The following is a 16935-nucleotide window of genomic DNA, read 5'->3' on the forward strand; positions in this document are numbered from 1 at the left end:
GCCGAGGCGGCGGCCGCCGCGGCGGGTCCGGGGCAGGGGACGAACGCGCCCGTCGCGCCGGCCGGCTCGTACAAGGACTATGCGCTGCAGAAGCTCGGGGGCGCGGGCTCGGAGTTCAGCTGCCTGGAGAACCTGTGGGGCAAGGAGAGCGGCTGGAACCCGAACGCGCAGAACCCGTCCAGCACCGCCTACGGCATCGCGCAGTTCCTCGACTCGACCTGGGCCGGGACGGGCATCGCCAAGACGTCGGACGGCTACCGCCAGATCGATGCCGGTCTCATCTACATCGAGAACCGGTTCGGCTCGCCCTGCGGCGCGTGGGCGCACTCGCAGTCCAAGGGCTGGTACTAAGAGGACCCCGTCCTCCTCACCCCTCGCAAGCTCGGGGCGAGCCTCTGGACGGGGCCGCGTGCGGTGGGTAGCGGCACAGCATGACCGTGCACATCGGGACGTCGGGGTGGAGCTACGACCACTGGGACGGCGTCCTGTACCCGCCCGGCACCCCGTCGCGGGACCGGCTCGCGCACTACGTCGCCCGCTTCCGCACCGTCGAGCTCAACGCCAGCTTCTACCGGTGGCCGCGCGACGCCACCTTCGCGGGCTGGCGGCGCCGGCTGCCACCGGGTTTCCAGCTCTCGGTCAAGGCCCCGCGGGGACTGACCCACGCCAAGCGCCTCCACGCGCCCGAGGCCTGGCTGCCCCGGCTGACGTCGGCCTGGCACGAGCTGGGCGACCGTCGGGCGGTGTTCCTCGTCCAGCTGCACCCCGCGCACGAGCGGGACGACGCCCGGCTGGACTTCTTCCTCGCCCGGCTGCCGGACTGGATGCGGGTGGCCGTGGAGTTCTGCCACCCGAGCTGGCACGACGAGGGCGTGTACGCCCTGCTCGAGCGGCACGGTGCCGCCTACTGCGTGATGAGCGGCGCGAACCTGCCGTGCGTGCTCCGGGCGACCGCGTCGCTGGTCTACGTCCGCATGCACGGCCCGGATCCCGGTCACCTGTACGCCGGCTCCTACAGCGACGCCGACCTGCGCTGGTGGGCCGACCGGGTGCGGGAGTGGGCGGTGAGCGGCCGCGACGTCTTCGTGTACTTCAACAACGACGGGCACGGGCACGCCGTCCGCAACGCCCTGCGGCTGCGCGAGCTCGCGGGCGCCTGAGTCAACCGAGGAGGCCGGCGCGCGCCTTGGCGGTCAGGGCGGTGGTGACGGCGTCCTCGAGGACGGCGGCGAAGGCCGGGTCGGCGGCGCTGCGCGCCAGCACCGCGTCGACCATCCCCGGCACGATCCCGGCGTCCACGGTGAGCACCAGCGTGCCGCCGGCCTCCAGGAACCGCACCGCCCGGTCGCCCGGGGCGACGTCGCGGAGTGCCTCGGCGTGGCCGACGTCGTCGGTCACGACGACCCCGTCGAAGCCGAGCCGGTCCCGCAGCAGGTCGGAGAGGACCGCCCGCGAGAACGTGGCCGGGCCGGCCGCATCGAGCTGCGTGTAGGTGGCCGAGGACACCATCACGAACGGCCGCGACGGGGAGCGGGCCAGCGTCCCGAATGCCGCCACCTGCTCGTCGCCGGCCGTCGTCACCGTGTCGGTGACCCCGGCGTCGGTGTCGGTGTTGCCCTCGACCCGCCCCAGCCCGGGGAAGTGCTTGAGGGTGGCGGTCACGTCGGAGGCGGCCAGCCCGTCGACGACCGCACCGGCCGCCGCGGTCACCTGGCCCGCGGTGCTGCCGTACTGCCGCCCGAACGCACCGACCGGGGCGTTGCCGTCCTCGGTCCCGGCCGGGACGACGTCCGCCACCGGCGCGAGGTCGAGGTTCACGCCCGCGGCGGCGAGCTCGGCCCCCAGCGTGCCGGCCAGTGCCGACAGCTCCGCCGGCGGCAGGCCGCCCTGCTCGAGGGCCGTCGGGAATCGGGTGAAGCCTGGTCCCTTCAGGGTCTGGACGGCCCCGCCCTCCTGGTCGGCCGCCACCCAGAGACCCGGGCCGGGAGCGAGGGACTGCCAGTGGGCCGTCGTCCCGGCCAGCTCGGTCGCGGGTGCCTCGGACCGGCCGGCCAGGAAGATCCCGCCGATGCCGTCGGCGGCCAGCGCGTCGCCGGGGGACAGGTCGTCGAGTCGGACGCCGACGACGAACAGCTGCTGCACCCGGCCGCGGTCGTCGAGCAGCTCCAGCGCTGCGTCCACCTGCTCCTCCTCGGGCGAGAGCGTCGGTTCCGCCGACACCGACGGAGTCGTGCCGGTCGCGGTGGACGACACCGCAGGTGCGGTGCCCCCGCCGGAGGAACAGGCGGCCAGCAGGAGGCACAGCAGAGCGGCCGACGCGGTTCTGCGCATGCGGTCGTCGTCACCTCCGGGCGCTCCTCAGCGCTGGTCGCGGCGGAGCGGGTGGTCGTCGGGAACCTCGACCAGGACGATACGGACGCCGTCCGGGTCCTCGATCCACATCTCGACGAGTCCCCACGGTTCCCGTTCGGGTGGCCGCGCGACCGGGACGCCGGCGGCGGAGAGGCGGGCGTGCTCGGCGGCGACGTCGCGCACCTGCACCCACAGCGCCATCCCGTGCGGCGGCTCGTGCGACCGTCCGGAGACCTCGAGCAGCCCGTTGCCCACGAAGAAGACGACGCCCCGGTGCTCCGGCGGGCCGAACTCCCGGTACACCGCGAGCCCCAGCACGTCCCGGTAGAACGCCTGCGACCGCGCCGCGTCGGCCGGACGCAGCAGGACGCGGCTGCTCAGCACCTCCATGGCCGCATCCTGGCGCACGCACAGGGGGCGCGGCGCAACCCCCGCGTAGCGTGGCCGTCGTTCCCGAGACGCTCACCGCGCCACGCCGACGTCCCGACCGGGCAGCGCGACGAGCTCGCCGTGGCCTGGACGACGGGCTGACCGGTCCGCCTCTCGCCGTCGTCGGGCCCGGGGAATACGGTTCCGGCCATGGCGGGCGAGCAGGAGCACCCAGAACCGACGACCGCGACCGGCAGCCTGGTCGGGCGGTCGATCGACGAGTTCGTCTCCCAGCTGCGCGGGTTCAGCGACCGCGCCCGCTCGATCGCGGGGAACGTCCCGTCCAAGCTGCACCTGCCCGCCCTGCCCAGCCCGCCCGGGGCGATGTCCGCGGCACAGTTGCGGACGGTCCAGCAGACGGTGAGTGCCCAGCGGCAGTCGATCGCGGCCATGCGCGCCCAGCTCGACGCCTTCGACGGGCAGCTCGCGGTCTTCGAGCGGCTCATCGATCCGCTGGTCGAGTGGAGCTCCACCTGGGCCCAGCTGGAGAAGGCGGTCGGCGACTTCGTCCGTCCGGGCAGCCTGGACGACGGGAAGACCACCGGCACCTAGATCCCGGGGGGGTCGTCCTCGTCGTCCTCACGGGGCCTGCGGCGCAGCAGCCCCGTCACCGAGCCGACGCGGGACTGGGCCACCCGCAGGCCGTGGATCAGCGGCACCAGGTCCTCCTGGATCCGGCGCAGGGTGTCCGGCACGGTGTCCACGACCGGGTCGTCGAGCACCCGGCCGACGCGCTCGATCCCCGGCTTCAGGGCGCGCACCGGCTCCTCGAGCTCCTCCACGAGGTCCTCGAGGCGCTCGGCGATGCGCTGGGCCGACGCGATGGTCGCGTGCGCCATCGTCGTCGCCTCGGTCAGCTCGCGGACCGTGCCGTTGAGGTCGGTCAGGGTGCGCGGCAGCTGGGCCAGCGCCTCGGTCTGCGTCTGCAGGAGGGTCAGGAGCTCGCTGAGGCCGGGGATGCGGGGCATCCCCAGGCCGCGGAAGGGATCCACGACGGCAACCGTCCGCGACCCCGGCCCGGAGCGCAACCGCACGCACGGCCGGGTGACAGGGCGGCTCAGCGGCCGTGTCCTCGACCGCTGAGCCTGGGCGCTCCGGGCGGCCGGCCGACCGCAGCGCCGTAGCGCCGACCCTGCCTGGCGGCACGCACGTCCGCAGCCCGAGGGCCGGCGTCCGTTCAGGAACCCTCGAACTCGCCGGTCTCCACCATGCGTTGCGCCACGTCCCGCACCTTGGTGTTGGTCTCCATCGACACCCGCGCCAGCGCCTGGAAGGCCCGGTCGGCAGTCAGCCGGTACCGCTCCATGAGGATGCCCTTGGCCTGGTCGATGACGGCCCGGGAGTCCAGTGCCGCCTGCAGGTGCTCCGCCCGCTCGACGGCGCTCGTGTAGAGGTACATGTTCGAGACCGGGACGACGGCGTAGGCGGCGAACCGCGACACCAGCTTCCTGGTCTCGGCCGGCAGGGCGTCGGAGTGCCGGGCGTACACGTTGAGCGCCCCCGACACGAGCTCCTGGGGCGGCAGCGGCATCGACAGGATCGTGTCGCACCCCCGCACCGCCGCGTGGGTGGCGAACTCGGTCCACTCGGACGGGTTCCGGGTGTCGGGGATCTCGGAGGGCGCGCCGGTGGCGGCGGCGGCGAGGCAGGGGCCGGCGCCCAGGCGGTACTGGAGCTCGTCGAGCTCGACGGCCAGCGCGCCGCTCGCGGCGACGGTCGACGGCCGGTTCTCGTGGACGATGGTGACCGACGTGAACGGCTGCCCCGGGAGCACCCGCCCGGCCACGTCCGTCACGGTCTGCAGGAGCGACTCCAGCGAGTGGTCGGCGAACGAGAGCCGGCCGAGCTCGTCGAACGCGGTCTGGACGACGACAGCTCGGTCGTCATCGGGGCGAGTCACGCGTTGCACTCCGTCGGGGTCGTACCGGACGAAGGGACGCCGGCGCTCAGTGGCGGAGCCCCCGTGTCTTCAGGGCGCCGCCGAGCCGGGGCGGGCCCCGACCGTGCGCGCCGGCTGTGTGACGCGCGTTCAGGCAGCGAGCATAGCCATGGGCGGCGCCGATCCGGGCGCAGGGACGCCCAGCTCCGCCGTCACCGCCAGGTGATGACCCTGACCGTCGTCCCGTGCTCCGACGACCGGAGCTGGACCAGGTCGCACAGCTGGTTGACGAGGTAGACCCCACGCCCGCCCTCGGACTCCAGCGGCGGCATCGTCCGGCCGGTCAGCGGATCGGTGACGTGACCGGAGTCGCTGAACTCGACCACTGCGGCCCCGGGCTCGAGCCACATGGCGACGGTGCCGGTGCCACCGCCGTGCAGGACGCTGTTGGTCGCCAGCTCCGAGGCGGCCAGCTCCAGCACCTCGACCTGTTCCTCCGACAGCCCGCACCGCCGGGCGTAGTGCGCGACCGTGCGCCGGGTGGCCGGCACGTCGTGCGCGCCGAACGTCCCGCGGAGGACTCCCTCGGTCGGCGGGGGGAGGGGTCTGCCGAACGCCGTGGCCACCCCGTCGGCGGCGTAGGACCCGCTCGTGAGCCGCGAGACACTGGTCGACCGGAAGGGGTGCGTGTGCAGCGCACCGCGGATCACCGTGCGGGGAAGGCGGTCCTCGTCATAGGGGCAGAGCAGCCGCCAGGCCGGCCCGTCGTCGAAGGCTCGGTTCAGCAGCAGCTCGTGCAGCTCGCACTCGGCGAACTCGGCCGGGCGGCGACCTGCGAAGGCGGGCTCGCCGACGCCGCGGATCCGCCGTCCGGCCCGCGTGTGCTTCTCCAGGGTGGCGGCCCACACGCCGATGATCCGTGCCGGGTTGCCGCCGATCTCGGCCATGTCGATGAACTGCACCGCGTCGGCGTCGTCGCCGAGGGCATCCCTCAGCAGTCGGAGGCGGGGCCGTGGCTCGGCGACGACGACCACCTCGTCGAGGTCCAGACCCTCGCGCACGAACGGCAGGAGCCCGGCGAGGAAGTCCTCCTCCCCCCGGTAGAACAGTGCCTCGTGCTCGAAGCCCCGGATCTCGTCGGCCAGCACGCTCACGCGGCGGCGCCGGCGAACGACACCGGGACCAGCTCGTCCAGCGCGAGGATCTGCCACATCCGGCGGAAGAGCGGGGTGGCGTTGCGGACCTCCACCCGCACCGACCCGGCCTGCAGGTGGTGGGCCCAACGGGCGAGGACGCGAGCAGCGGACACGTCCATGAACTCCACGAGGCCGAGGTCGATGACCGCGGCGTCGGGACGAACGGGCGAGGTGGCCAGCACCCGGGCCAGCCGGTCGGCGCTGAAGGTGTCCACGCTGCCGGCGAGCACCAGCCGGTCCTCGTCGAAGAAGATGCGGAACGGCGGGCCGCCGTCGGCGGCGGAGACGATCGGGTGCACCGAGGTGACGTCGGCGAGCGCCTCGCTGCCCAGTTCGGCGCGGTAGGCGCACATCGCCGTCATCCCGGAACCCGACGCCATGTACTCGTCGGCCACGTGCTCCCAGCGCACGAGCTCGCCCCGGCGGACCGGGTCCCCGGCGAGCGGGCTGAGCTCGGCGACCACCCGGAGCCCGGTGTACCCCTCGTCGCGGGCCCGGCCGGTCTCGCCCTCGTAGTACGCGAACTGCCGCTCGACGGAGAAGGCCCCGGCCGCGTCGTAGGCCTCGGCGACGGTGAGCAGCTCCAGCGCTCCCCGGGCGAGGAGATCCGCGGCGCCGGGGAGCGGAGGACGGTCGCTGCGCATGCGCTGCACGACGTCGTCCCCGACGCAGAGCAACCGCTCCCCGCGCTCGAGCCCGCCGGCGAGGAACTCGCGGACGGCCTCGTCGAAGTCGGCGTCGTCGTCGTAGACCCAGCAGACGTGGTCGGACGCACCCGGCTCCGGGATCGCGCTCATGACTCCGTGTGCACGCACTCACCCACCGTAGGCCGCCCACGTCCCGGAGGACAGGGCCCGACGGATCTCACAGCGCGCGGAGGATGTCCTCCACGCGCTCGCGGGCGTCGCCGAAGAGCATCCGGCTGTTGTCCCGGAAGAAGAGCGGGTTCTGCACGCCGGCGTAACCGGTGTTCATCGACCGCTTGAAGACGACGACGTTCCCCGCCTCCCACACCTTGAGCACCGGCATGCCGGCGATCGGGCTGGTGGGGTCCTCGGTCGCGGCGGGGTTGACGGTGTCGTTGGCGCCGATGACGAGGACGACGTCGGTCTCTCCGAGGTCGTCGTTGATCTCGTCCATCTCCAGGACGATGTCGTAGGGCACCTTGGCCTCGGCCAGCAGCACGTTCATGTGGCCGGGGAGCCGGCCGGCGACGGGGTGGATGCCGAAGCGGACGTCGACGCCCTTGTCGCGGAGGTGGCGGGTGAGCTCGGCGACTGCGGACTGGGCCTGGGCGACGGCCATGCCGTAGCCGGGGGTGATGACGACCGACCGGGCGTCGGCGAGCATCTCGGCGACCCCCTGGGCGTCGATCTCGGTGTGCTCGCCGTAGTCGCGGTCGTCGGTGGAGGCGGCGCCCTCGTTGCCGAACCCGCCGGCGATGACGGAGATGAACGACCGGTTCATCGCCTTGCACATGATGTAGGAGAGGTAGGCACCGGAGGACCCGACCAGGGCGCCGGTGATGATCAGCAGGTCGTTGCCCAGCAGGAAGCCCGAGGCGGCGGCCGCCCAGCCGGAGTAGCTGTTGAGCATGGAGACGACGACGGGCATGTCGCCGCCGCCGATGGAGGCGACGAGGTGCCAGCCCAGCGCGAGTGCGATCAGCGTGACGACCGACAGCACGACCAGGTTGGGGTCGATCACGAACACGATCGTGAGGACGACGAAGGCGACCAGCGCACCGAGGTTGAGCAGGTTGTGGCCGGGGAGCATCAGCGGGTTGGACCTGATCCGCCCGGACAGCTTGAGGAAGGCGACGATCGATCCGGTGAAGGTGACCGCACCGATGAAGACGCCGATCACGACCTCGGCGGAGTGGATGCCCAGCAGGTTCGAGGCGACCTCGGTCTGCTCGTCGAGATTTCCCTCGACCGACAGGTAGCCGTTCCAGCCGACCAGCACCGCGGCGAGGCCGACGAAGCTGTGCAGGATCGCGATCAGCTCCGGCATGCCGGTCATCTCGACCTGCCGGGCCCGCCAGAGCCCGATGAGGGCGCCGATCACGACGGCGACGGCGAGCAGGCCGGCGCCGACCCCGGAGATGTCGTGGTTCAGGGCCAGCCCGATGGTCGCCACGAGGGCGATGGCCATGCCGGCCATGCCGAAGGCGTTGCCGGCCTTCGCGGTCTCGTGCCTGGAGAGGCCGGCCAGGCTCAGGATGAACAGCAGGCCGGCGACGATGTAGGCCGCCGCGGCGGCCGAGGTGGCGGTCATCGGGTGAACATCCCCAGCATCCGGCGGGTGACGGCGAAGCCGCCGAAGACGTTGATGCTGGCCAGCAGGATCGCCACGAACGCCAGCCCGGTGACCACCGGCTCGTCGTGGCCGATCTGCAGCAGCGCGCCGACCACGATGATCCCGGAGATCGCGTTGGTCACCGACATGAGCGGCGTGTGCAGCGCGTGGTGCACGTGCCCGATCACGTAGTAGCCGACGACGACGGCGAGGGCGAACACGGTGAAGTGCTGGATCAGCTCGTTCGGGGAGAACGCGGTGATCAGGAACAGGAGTGCGGCGGCGACGCCGACGACGGCGAACTTCCGCGACGGCGGTGGTGGCGCCTTGGGCGGGGCGGGTTCGACCGCGGCGGCCGCGACCGGGGCCGGTGCGGCCGACACCTGCACCGGTGGCGGGGGCCAGGTCTTCTCGCCCTCGCGGACGACGGTCATGGCCCGCTGGACGACGTCGTCGAAGTCGAGCACCAGCCGGCCGTCCTTGGCCGGGGTGAGCAGCGTGAGCAGGCTGACCAGGTTCTGCCCGTACAGCTGGGACGCCTGCGCCGGCAGCCGACCGGGGAGATCGGTGTAGCCGATGATCGACACGCCGTTGGGAGTCACCACGATCTCGTCGGCGACCGAGCCGGCCACGTTGCCGCCCTGCGCGGCGGCCATGTCGACGATCACGCTGCCGGACCTCATCGAGGCGACCATCTCCTCGGTGATCAGCCGGGGCGCCGGCCGGCCGGGGATGAGCGCGGTGGTGATGATGATGTCCACGTCCGGGGCCTGCTCCGCGTACATCTGCGCCGCGCGGCGGTTGAAGTCCTCGCCCATCTCCCGCGCGTAGCCGTCGGCGCTGACCTCGGCCTCCCCGGCGGGCACGGCGACGTACTCACCGCCCAGCGACCGGACCTGCTCGGCCACCTCCGGGCGGACGTCGGTCGCGCGCACGATCGCCCCGAGACTGCTCGCCGCACCGATCGCGGCCAGGCCGGCGACGCCCGCACCGGCGACGAGCACCTTTGCCGGCGGCACCTTGCCGGCGGCGGTGACCTGACCGGTGAAGAACCGGCCGAACGTGTGCGCCGCCTCGATCACGGCGCGGTAGCCGGCGATGTTGGCCATCGAGCTCAGCACGTCCATCGACTGCGCCCGCGAGATCCGCGGGACGGCGTCCATGGCGAGTGCGGTGATCGGCCGCCCCGCGAGCGCGTCCACCAGCTCCGGGTTCAGCGCCGGGGACAGCAGACTGATCAGCGTGGCGCCGTCCTTGAGGCGGGGGAGCTCCTCGGGCGTGGGGGCGTTGACCCGGAGGACGACGTCGGCCTGCCAGGCCTCCTCGGCCGTCCCGATCCGCGCGCCGGATTCGGCGTAGGCCTCGTCGGGGAAGCTGCTCGCCGCCCCCGCGCCGGACTCGACCACCACGTCGTAGCCCAGCGCCACGATCTTGGTGACGGTCACGGGCGTGGCGGCCACCCGAGTCTCCCGGGCGCGGGTCTCCCGCGGCACTCCGATCAGCAACGTGGCGCTCCTTCGTTGGGGCTCTTGGGGGGATCATGCCGTGCCCAAGACCATGCGCATGGATTACGGTCACAGATGTGACAGGTAACACGTTCCGGGCCCCGTCGGCGCTCGAGGTGCTGGAGCGGCAGCCGGCCGTGGACGACGGGCGGCCGCCGCTGCTGTTCGTCCACGGTCTCGGCCACGGCGCGTGGTGCTGGGAGCGGTGGATGGACACCACGGCGGAGGCGGGCTGGCCCAGCTACGCTGTCTCGCTGCGCGGGCACGGATCGAGTCCGGGCCGGATGCGGACCGCCCAGCTCCGGCACTACGCCGACGACGTCGTGCAGACGGCGCTGTCCCTGCCGCGCCCTCCGGTCCTCGTCGGCCACTCGATGGGCGGGCTGGTCGTGCAACTGGTGCTGGCCCGGTACGCGGCGCGGGCCGCCGTCCTCGTGACCCCGGTGCCGGCGCACCCGGCGGTGCCCTCGCTGGTCGCCATCGCCCGCCGGCACCCGACGGACGCACTGCGGATCGTCGTCGGCGCCTCGCTGCCCCTGCGCCCGGAGTACCTCTTCCACGAGCTCGACGACGCCGCGGCCCAGGGCCACGCCGACCGGTGCGGCGGCGAGTCGGCCGTCGTCCAGTACCAGTTGCTCCTGCACCGCCCGGCGGGCCGCCCGCTCGGTGCGCCGCCGGTCCTCGTCCTCGCCACTCCGGACGACCGGCTGGTGCCGATCCGCGGCGTCCGGGCGACCGCCCGGCGGTACGGCGCGGACCTCGTCGAGTTCCCCGGCATGGGCCACGACCTCATGCTCGACGCCCGCTGGAAGGAGCCGCTGGCCACGCTGCTCGGCTGGCTCGGGCATCGCGTCCTCGCCTCCTGACCGCCGAACCGTGGCCGGACGAGGGGATACGGCCTGCTGGCCGGCCTTCACCCGTAAGGGGGGTGCCGCGCACGTTCAGGTGAAAGCTGCCCCCCGTTTCGGCCGAAACAGTTCGCAGCGGGTTCCGGCCCAGCCCGGAGTGCGCGGTCGAAGGCGGCCGCCACGAGCTGGCCGGAACCCCGCTGACGCAGCCGAGGGGCTGCGGTCATGGAGCAGCGGAGGGAGGACCGTGTCCGTCTCGATCAGTGCACCGCACGAGGACATGGTGCCGCCGGAGGTCGTCTCGTCGGTCTTCTACAGCGCGACCGTCAGCGACAGCCTCGCCATCCTGGTGGCCGAGGCCACCGCGGCCGGTCAGCGACTGACCTGGTGCAACGAGGGCGCCGTGCAGCTGCTCGGGTACGGCCTCGACGACCTGCGCGCGCTGCCCCTGGACCAGCTCTTCCCCTCCCTCGGCGGCGGAGAGCTCAAGCTCCTGCTGCGCCGTGAGCGCGCCGCCCGCATGACCCTCCCCGTGCACACCGCCAGCGGTGCCGTCGTCGAGGCCGTCGTCATCACGACGCCGTCCCCCGGTGGCCGCATGTGGACCATCCGCATCCTGTCGACCAGCAACGAGCACGAGCGCGCCCTGCGCGCCACCGCCGATGCCCACGAGCGGCGGTTCTCCGCGCTCACCGAGCGGTCCCCGGTCCCGACCCTGCTCTCGGAGCAGGGCATGCGCCTGGCGCACGTCAACGACGCGTTCTGCACCCTGGTCGGCCTGCGCGCGGAGCAGCTGCTCGGCACCGGCTGGATCAACTCCATCCACGAGGACGACCTGGACGCCGTCATCGAGCAGGTGGCCGCCGCCCTGGACGGCGACGAGGTCGAGACCCAGGCCCGCCTGGTGCGCGACGACGGCACCGTCCGGACGACGGTCATCCGCTTCGCCCACCTGTTCACCCCGGGTGTCGGCGCCGGCTTCGTCGGCACCATCGAGGACATCACCGACCGGCTCGCCTTCGAGGCGAAGCTCGCCCACCAGGCCAACCACGACCCGCTGACCGGCCTGCCGAACCGCACACTGCTGGCGCAGTACGTCGCCGAGCGGTTCCAGACCGGTGCCGGCGGGCTGGCCTGCCTCTTCCTCGATCTCGACAACTTCAAGGTCGTCAACGACTCCCTCGGCCACACCGCCGGCGACGAGCTGCTGGTGGAGGTGGCGGCGCGGCTCCGCGCCACCGTCCGTCCCGGCGACCTGGTCGCGCGCTTCGGCGGCGACGAGTTCGTCGTCGTCTGCGAGAAGGTGGACGAGGAGGCGGTCGTCGCACTGGCCGGCCGGGTGTCCGAGGCCCTGGCCCGGCCGATGCGCCTCGGGGGCGTCGACGTCCGTCCCTACGCCAGCGTCGGCGTCACCGTGCAGACCGCGGAGCACACCGCGGCCGACGAGCTCATCCGCGACTGCGACATCGCCATGTACCAGGCGAAGGCCGGCGGCAAGGGGCGGGTCACCGTCCTCGACCAGCAGGCCCGTGCCGAGGCGCGGGACAAGCTGCGGCTCGTCGCCGAGCTGCGCGACGCGATCGACCGGCGCGAGATCACGCTGACCTACCAGCCGATCTTCAGCGCCTCCGAGGGTCACCCGGTGGCCGTGGAGTCCCTCGCCCGCTGGACGCACGGCGAGCGCGGCCCCATCAGCCCGGCGACCTTCGTGCCGCTGGCCGAGGAGAGCGGCCTCATCTCCGGTCTCGGCCTGCTCGTGCTCGACGAGACCTGCCGCCAGCTGGCCGAGTGGGACCACCTGCTCGGGCCGGCCGCCCCGCCGCGCGCCAACGTCAACGTCTCGGCGCTGCAGCTCGACGACAACCTGCCCGGCCAGGTCGCGGCAGCCCTCGAGCGGCACGAGCTGGCGCCGTCGCGGATCTCCGTGGAGATCACCGAGTCGGCCCTGATGAAGGACCCGACGTCGGCGCGGGAGATCCTGCAGCAGCTGCGCGACCTCGGCATCGAGCTCGCGATCGACGACTTCGGCACGGGTTACTCCTCGCTGGCCTACCTCCGGCACCTGCCGGTCGACTGCCTCAAGGTGGACCGGTCGTTCGTCGCCGAGATGGCCCAGGGCCACGCGGAGATCGCCTCCGCCGTCATCGCCCTCGCGGCGACCCTCAACCTGTGCACGGTCGCCGAGGGTGTCGAGACCCTCGAGCAGGCCGCCGAGCTGACCCAGCTCGGCGTGACCTACCTGCAGGGCTTCAGCCTGGCCGAGCCCATGACCGGCGGGCACGCCGCCGCCTGGTTCGCCGCCTACCAGAAGGATGAGTCGTGACGGTGTCCCCGTTCCCCGAGGTCGTCGCCGCGCCGGTGTTCGACATCGAGAAGGTGCTCGCGAGCATCGACACGATGGCCGCGCAGCGCCCGGTCGCCGCCCAGATCGTGTCGGTCGCCAACTCCGACGACACCAGCGCGAAGGCCCTGTCGCGGATCCTCGCGTCGGACGTCGCGCTGGCCAGCCGGGTCATGAAGCTGGCCAACTCGGCCTACTTCGGCATGCGTGGCCGGGTGACGTCGCTGCAGTTCGCGGTGACGGTCGTCGGCTTCACCACCGTGCGCACGATGGCGACGGTCGCCCTGACGAACCTCGACGACGAGTCCCGGCTGCCCGAGAACTTCTGGGACGTGACGACCAGCCTGGCGCTGGCCGCCTCGACCCTCGCGCCCCGCTTCGGCGAGCGGCCCCAGGACTCGCTCTGCCTCGGTCTGCTCGCGCAGATGGGTGCCGCGCTGCTGCACCACAACGACCCGGCCGGCTACGAGGCGATCCTCGACGCGGAGCCGACCTACCGCGGCCGGCGTACCGCGGAGACCCGCCGGTACGGCATCAACAGCCTGCGGCTCACCGCGGTCGCACTCGAGCAGTGGGGCTTCCCGACCACGCTGACCACGCCGCTGAAGGAGATCGACGACTACCGCGCGATCGACGGCGCGCTGCTCCGCGCCGCGTTCGAGGTCGCCTCGCGGCTGTGCACCGAGGACTACGAGGAGGTCCCGATCTCGCGGCTCACCTGCGGCAAGCTGGTCGAGGACGACCTGGTGCCGGTGCTGGACCAGGTGCGGGCCGACGCCGCCGAGCTGCGCCGCGCGATGCTGGGCGAGCCGTCCCCCGAGGACGACCCCGACGACTGGATCGTGTGAGCCGCCCGCCGCGCGCAGGGTGTGCGCAGACGTGCGGTTCTCGTCGCTGGAACTGCACATCCGCGCACACTCTCGCGGGGCCTGATGCGGACTACGCGTACGGGGCGCCCAGGGGATCGACCGTCGGGTAGCTGTCCACCTTCTCGGCGAGCCGGGACAGGGCCCAGTCGCCGTCACCGAGCAGGTGGTCGATCGCGGTCAGCCGGCTCGTGTAGTGCCCGACGGAGTACTCCGCCGTCACACCGATGCCGCCGTGCAGCTGGATCGCCTCCTTGCCGATGTGCCGGCTCGCGCGGCTGACCTGCAGCCGGGCCCGGTCCGCGGCCTGGACGACGTCGCCGCCTGCCTCCTGCACCATCGACGCCCACAGCGCGAGGCTGCGAGCGAGCTCCAGTGACACGTACATGTCCGCCGCCCGGAAGGTCAGCGCCTGGAACTTGTTGAGGGTGACGCCGAACTGCTTGCGCGTCTTCAGGTACTCCGCCGTGGTGCGCAGCGCCGTGTCCATGGCGCCGATCGCCTCGTGGCCGTAGGCGATCCGCGCCTCGGCCAGCACCCGCTCGACGGCCGCGGTGCGGTCCGGGTGGGCGGGGGAGTCGCTCCGGCCCAGCTGCTGGGCCGGGGTCCCGTCGAAGCGGACGTTCGCGGCCCAGGTGCCGTCGTGGGTGCGGTACCCGGTGCGGGTCAGGCCCTCGGCGTCCCCCCCGACGAGGAACAGGCCGGTGCCGCCGTCGACCACCGCGCTGACCACGAGCAGGTCGGCGCGGGCACCACTCGGCACCGGCTCCTTGACGCCGGTCAGCGTCCACCCGTCGCCGCTCTGCGTGGCGGTGACCTTCTCGGCCGTCGGGCTCCAGCGGAGGCCGGGCTCGGCGTGTGCGAAGACGGCGACCGTCGTCCCCTCGGAGATGCCCGCGAGGATCTCGCCGCGCTGCTCGGGCGTGCCGACGGCGGCGACGAGGCCGCCGGCCAGGACGACCGTCTCGATGAACGGCTCGGGCGCCAGGACCCGTCCGATCTCCTCGGCGACGATCGCCACCTCGACCGGGCCGGCGCCCATGCCGCCGTCCTCCTCGGCGAAGGGCAGGCCCAGCAGGCCCATCTCGGCCAGCCGCGCCCAGGTCTTCTCGTCGAAGCCCGGGTCGGTCTTCACCACCGAACGGCGCTGCTCGCTGTCGGAGTAGGCGCGCACCAGCAGGCCGCGCACCGCCTCCCGGAGGTCGTTCTGCTCGCTGTCGTAGTCGAAGTTCACGTCACAATCCCAGGATCGAGCCGGCGATGATGGTGCGCTGCACCTCGTTGGAGCCGCCGTAGATGGAGACCTTGCGGTAGTTCAGGTAGTGCGGCGTCGCCACTCGCGCCCAGTCGGGGACGTCGGAGTCCGCCTGCGCGAACGATGCCAGCGACAGCGGACCGGCGATGTCGACCAGCAGTTCGGTGGCCGCCTGCTGCAGCTCCGACCCGCGCAGCTTGAGCACCGACGAGGCCGGGTGCGGCTTGCCGTCGGCAGAGTTCGCGGCCACCCGGAGCGCCGTGAGCTCGAGGGCCAGGAGGTCGTTCTCGACCTCGGCGATGCGGGCGGCCATCCGCGGGTCCTCCGAGAGCGGCCGGCCCCCGACGCTGATCTCACGGGCGTGCTGCTTCGCCTGGGCCAGCATGCTCTTGGTGGAGCCGACGCGGGCGATGCCGACCCGCTCGTTGCCGAGCAGGAACTTCGCGTAGTCCCAGCCCCGGTTCTCCTCGCCGACGAGGTTCTCGGCGGGGACGCGGACGTCCTCGAAGAAGACCTCGTTGACCTCGAAGCCGCCGTCGATCAGCTCGATCGGGCGGAGCGCGACGCCGGGGGAGTCCATCGGGAACACGAGCATCGAGATGCCGCGCTGCTTCTTCTCCGCGCCCGGGTCCGTGCGGACCAGGCAGAAGATCCAGTCGGCGTGCTGCCCGAGCGTCGTCCAGGTCTTCTGGCCGTTGACCACCCAGTCGTCACCGTCGCGGACGGCGGTGGTGCGCAGGGACGCGAGGTCGGAGCCGGCGTCGGGCTCGGAGAAGCCCTGGCACCACCAGATGTCGAGGTTCGCCGTCTTCGGCAGGAAGCGCTCCTTCTGCTCCTGGTTGCCGAAGGCCGCGAGCACCGGGCCGATCATGGACGTGTTGAACGCCAGGGGTTCGGGCACGTTGGCCAGCTGCATCTCCTCGCGCCAGATGTGGCGCTGCAGCGGCGTCCAGTCGCGGCCCCCCCACTCCACCGGCCAGTGCGGCACGGCCAGGCCTGCGGCGTTGAGCACCCGCTGGGTCTCGACGTACTGCTCCTTGGACACGTGCCGGTGGGCCGCGACGGTGTCGCGGATCTCCTGCGGCACCTGCGTGGTGAAGAAGGTGCGCATCTCCTCGCGGAAGGCCTCGAGCTCCGGGGACAGCTGCAACCGCATCGATCCTCAATTCCTGCCGGCCGTCGTTCCGATCGCGGCCGTCACGTTCGTGGTGACCTGACGATCCCACATTTCCTACCCGTGGGTAGCAACCGCCCAGGACATCCCCGGCGGGTCGCCCGAACCGAGGGGTCGAGGACGCGGCTTCCAGGGCATGGTGTGCCCGTGACCCCTCTCGCCGCGCGGTCCCTCCGGTCGCTGAGCCCCTCGGTGGCGACGCCGGCCTACGACCGCAGCGTCGTGCGGACGGGCATCGTGCATCTCGGCGTCGGCGGCTTCCACCGGTCCCACCAGGCCATGTACCTCGACCGGCTCATGGAGCGGGGCGAGGCGCTGGAGTGGGGGGTCTGCGGGGTCGGCATCCTGCCCGGCGACCGGCTGATGGCCGACGTCATGGCCGCGCAGGACTGCCTGTTCACACTGGTCGTCAAGCATCCCGACGGGGCCCTCGACGCCCGCGTCGTCGGCTCGATCGTCGACTACCTGTTCGCCCCCGACGACCCCGACGCCGTCGTGGAGAGGATGGCCGATCCGGCCACCCGTGTCGTGTCCCTGACGGTGACCGAGGGTGGGTACAACGCCTCGGCCGTCACGGGGGAGTTCGACGGCAGCCATCCCGGCGTCGTCCACGACCTGCAGCCCGGCGCGGCGCTGCGGACCACCTTCGGCCTCCTCGTGGAGGCGCTGGTCCGCCGCCGGAGCCGCGGGATCCCGCCGTTCACCGTCGTGTCCTGCGACAACATCCCGCACAACGGCGACCTGGCGCGCAGCAGCTACGCCGCCTTCGCCGCCCTGCGGGACCCCGAGCTG

The 16935-nt window shown here is 72.7% G+C and carries 16 protein-coding genes and 1 pseudogene; 7 read left to right on the forward strand and 10 right to left on the reverse strand.

Translation table 11 applies throughout. The annotated features are described in order from the left end of the window. On the forward strand, positions 1 to 351 hold a 351-nt coding region (locus E4P40_RS20095), incomplete at its 5' end, for a transglycosylase SLT domain-containing protein (RefSeq protein ID WP_135160273.1). A gap of 80 nt (positions 352 to 431) precedes the next feature. Next, on the forward strand, positions 432 to 1160 hold the full coding sequence (locus tag E4P40_RS20100) for a DUF72 domain-containing protein (protein WP_135160274.1): 729 nt from the start codon (positions 432 to 434) through the stop codon (positions 1158 to 1160). Position 1161: 1 nt separating this feature from the next. Here E4P40_RS20100 and E4P40_RS20105 read toward each other — a convergent pair whose 3' ends face one another. Both E4P40_RS20105 and E4P40_RS20110 read right to left on the reverse strand, forming a co-directional pair. Then, on the reverse strand, positions 1162 to 2331 hold the full coding sequence (locus tag E4P40_RS20105; protein ID WP_135160275.1) for a glycoside hydrolase family 3 N-terminal domain-containing protein: 1170 nt from the start codon (positions 2329 to 2331) through the stop codon (positions 1162 to 1164). Between the two features lie 27 nt (positions 2332 to 2358). Beyond that, a complete protein-coding gene (locus tag E4P40_RS20110; protein WP_135160276.1) occupies positions 2359 to 2742 on the reverse strand; it encodes a VOC family protein in 384 nt (127 codons plus the stop codon). A gap of 189 nt (positions 2743 to 2931) precedes the next feature. On the opposite strand from E4P40_RS20110, the gene E4P40_RS20115 reads away from it, so the two are divergent. Then, positions 2932 to 3333, forward strand: a complete 402-nt coding sequence (locus E4P40_RS20115) for a hypothetical protein (protein ID WP_135160277.1) — start codon at positions 2932 to 2934, stop codon at positions 3331 to 3333. On the opposite strand, the gene E4P40_RS20120 is transcribed toward E4P40_RS20115, so the two are convergent. From E4P40_RS20120 to E4P40_RS20145, 6 genes are all read right to left on the reverse strand, one after another. After that, complete coding sequence (locus E4P40_RS20120; RefSeq protein ID WP_135160278.1) at positions 3330 to 3773, reverse strand: hypothetical protein; 444 nt, start codon at positions 3771 to 3773, stop codon at positions 3330 to 3332. The genes E4P40_RS20115 and E4P40_RS20120 overlap by 4 nt on opposite strands. A gap of 185 nt (positions 3774 to 3958) precedes the next feature. Beyond that, entirely contained in the window at positions 3959 to 4681 is a 723-nt protein-coding gene (locus E4P40_RS20125) for a GAF and ANTAR domain-containing protein (RefSeq protein ID WP_135160279.1), read from the reverse strand. Positions 4682 to 4872: 191 nt separating this feature from the next. Continuing rightward, positions 4873 to 5814 (reverse strand): sensor histidine kinase, encoded by a 942-nt coding sequence (locus E4P40_RS20130; RefSeq protein WP_167762317.1) that lies wholly within the window; start codon positions 5812 to 5814, stop codon positions 4873 to 4875. After that, positions 5811 to 6653: an MEDS domain-containing protein gene (locus E4P40_RS20135; protein ID WP_135160281.1), complete on the reverse strand. Its 843-nt coding sequence runs from the start codon at positions 6651 to 6653 to the stop codon at positions 5811 to 5813. The genes E4P40_RS20130 and E4P40_RS20135 overlap by 4 nt, the downstream gene beginning before the upstream one ends. Before the next feature lie 67 nt (positions 6654 to 6720). Next, positions 6721 to 8133, reverse strand: coding sequence for a Re/Si-specific NAD(P)(+) transhydrogenase subunit beta (gene pntB, locus E4P40_RS20140; protein WP_135160282.1), 1413 nt, complete (start codon positions 8131 to 8133; stop codon positions 6721 to 6723). Continuing rightward, positions 8130 to 9647 (reverse strand): Re/Si-specific NAD(P)(+) transhydrogenase subunit alpha, encoded by a 1518-nt coding sequence (locus tag E4P40_RS20145; protein ID WP_280790633.1) that lies wholly within the window; start codon positions 9645 to 9647, stop codon positions 8130 to 8132. The genes pntB and E4P40_RS20145 overlap by 4 nt, the downstream gene beginning before the upstream one ends. An 89-nt stretch (positions 9648 to 9736) precedes the next feature. Between E4P40_RS20145 and E4P40_RS20150 the strand changes: the two genes are divergently transcribed. The 3 genes from E4P40_RS20150 (at position 9737) to E4P40_RS20160 (ending at position 13696) form a co-directional block, all read left to right on the forward strand. Then, the gene (locus E4P40_RS20150; protein ID WP_209305432.1) at positions 9737 to 10525 is read left to right on the forward strand and encodes an alpha/beta fold hydrolase; all 789 of its coding nucleotides are present in this window, start codon (positions 9737 to 9739) and stop codon (positions 10523 to 10525) included. A 229-nt stretch (positions 10526 to 10754) separates the two neighbouring features. Further along, entirely contained in the window at positions 10755 to 12830 is a 2076-nt protein-coding gene (locus tag E4P40_RS20155; RefSeq protein ID WP_245160462.1) for an EAL domain-containing protein, read from the forward strand. After that, positions 12827 to 13696, forward strand: coding sequence for an HDOD domain-containing protein (locus E4P40_RS20160; protein WP_245160463.1), 870 nt, complete (start codon positions 12827 to 12829; stop codon positions 13694 to 13696). The genes E4P40_RS20155 and E4P40_RS20160 overlap by 4 nt, the downstream gene beginning before the upstream one ends. 91 nt (positions 13697 to 13787) lie before the next feature. Here E4P40_RS20160 and E4P40_RS20165 read toward each other — a convergent pair whose 3' ends face one another. Both E4P40_RS20165 and E4P40_RS20170 read right to left on the reverse strand, forming a co-directional pair. Beyond that, a complete protein-coding gene (locus E4P40_RS20165) occupies positions 13788 to 14948 on the reverse strand; it encodes an acyl-CoA dehydrogenase family protein (RefSeq protein ID WP_135160285.1) in 1161 nt (386 codons plus the stop codon). Between the two features lies 1 nt (position 14949). Continuing rightward, positions 14950 to 16125, reverse strand: coding sequence for an acyl-CoA dehydrogenase family protein (locus tag E4P40_RS20170; protein ID WP_135160286.1), 1176 nt, complete (start codon positions 16123 to 16125; stop codon positions 14950 to 14952). A 165-nt stretch (positions 16126 to 16290) separates the two neighbouring features. Here E4P40_RS20170 and E4P40_RS20175 point away from each other — a divergent pair. Further along, a pseudogene (locus tag E4P40_RS20175) lies at positions 16291 to 16935 on the forward strand (mannitol dehydrogenase family protein); the annotation flags it as partial.

The organism is Blastococcus sp. CT_GayMR20 (assembly GCF_004570345.1).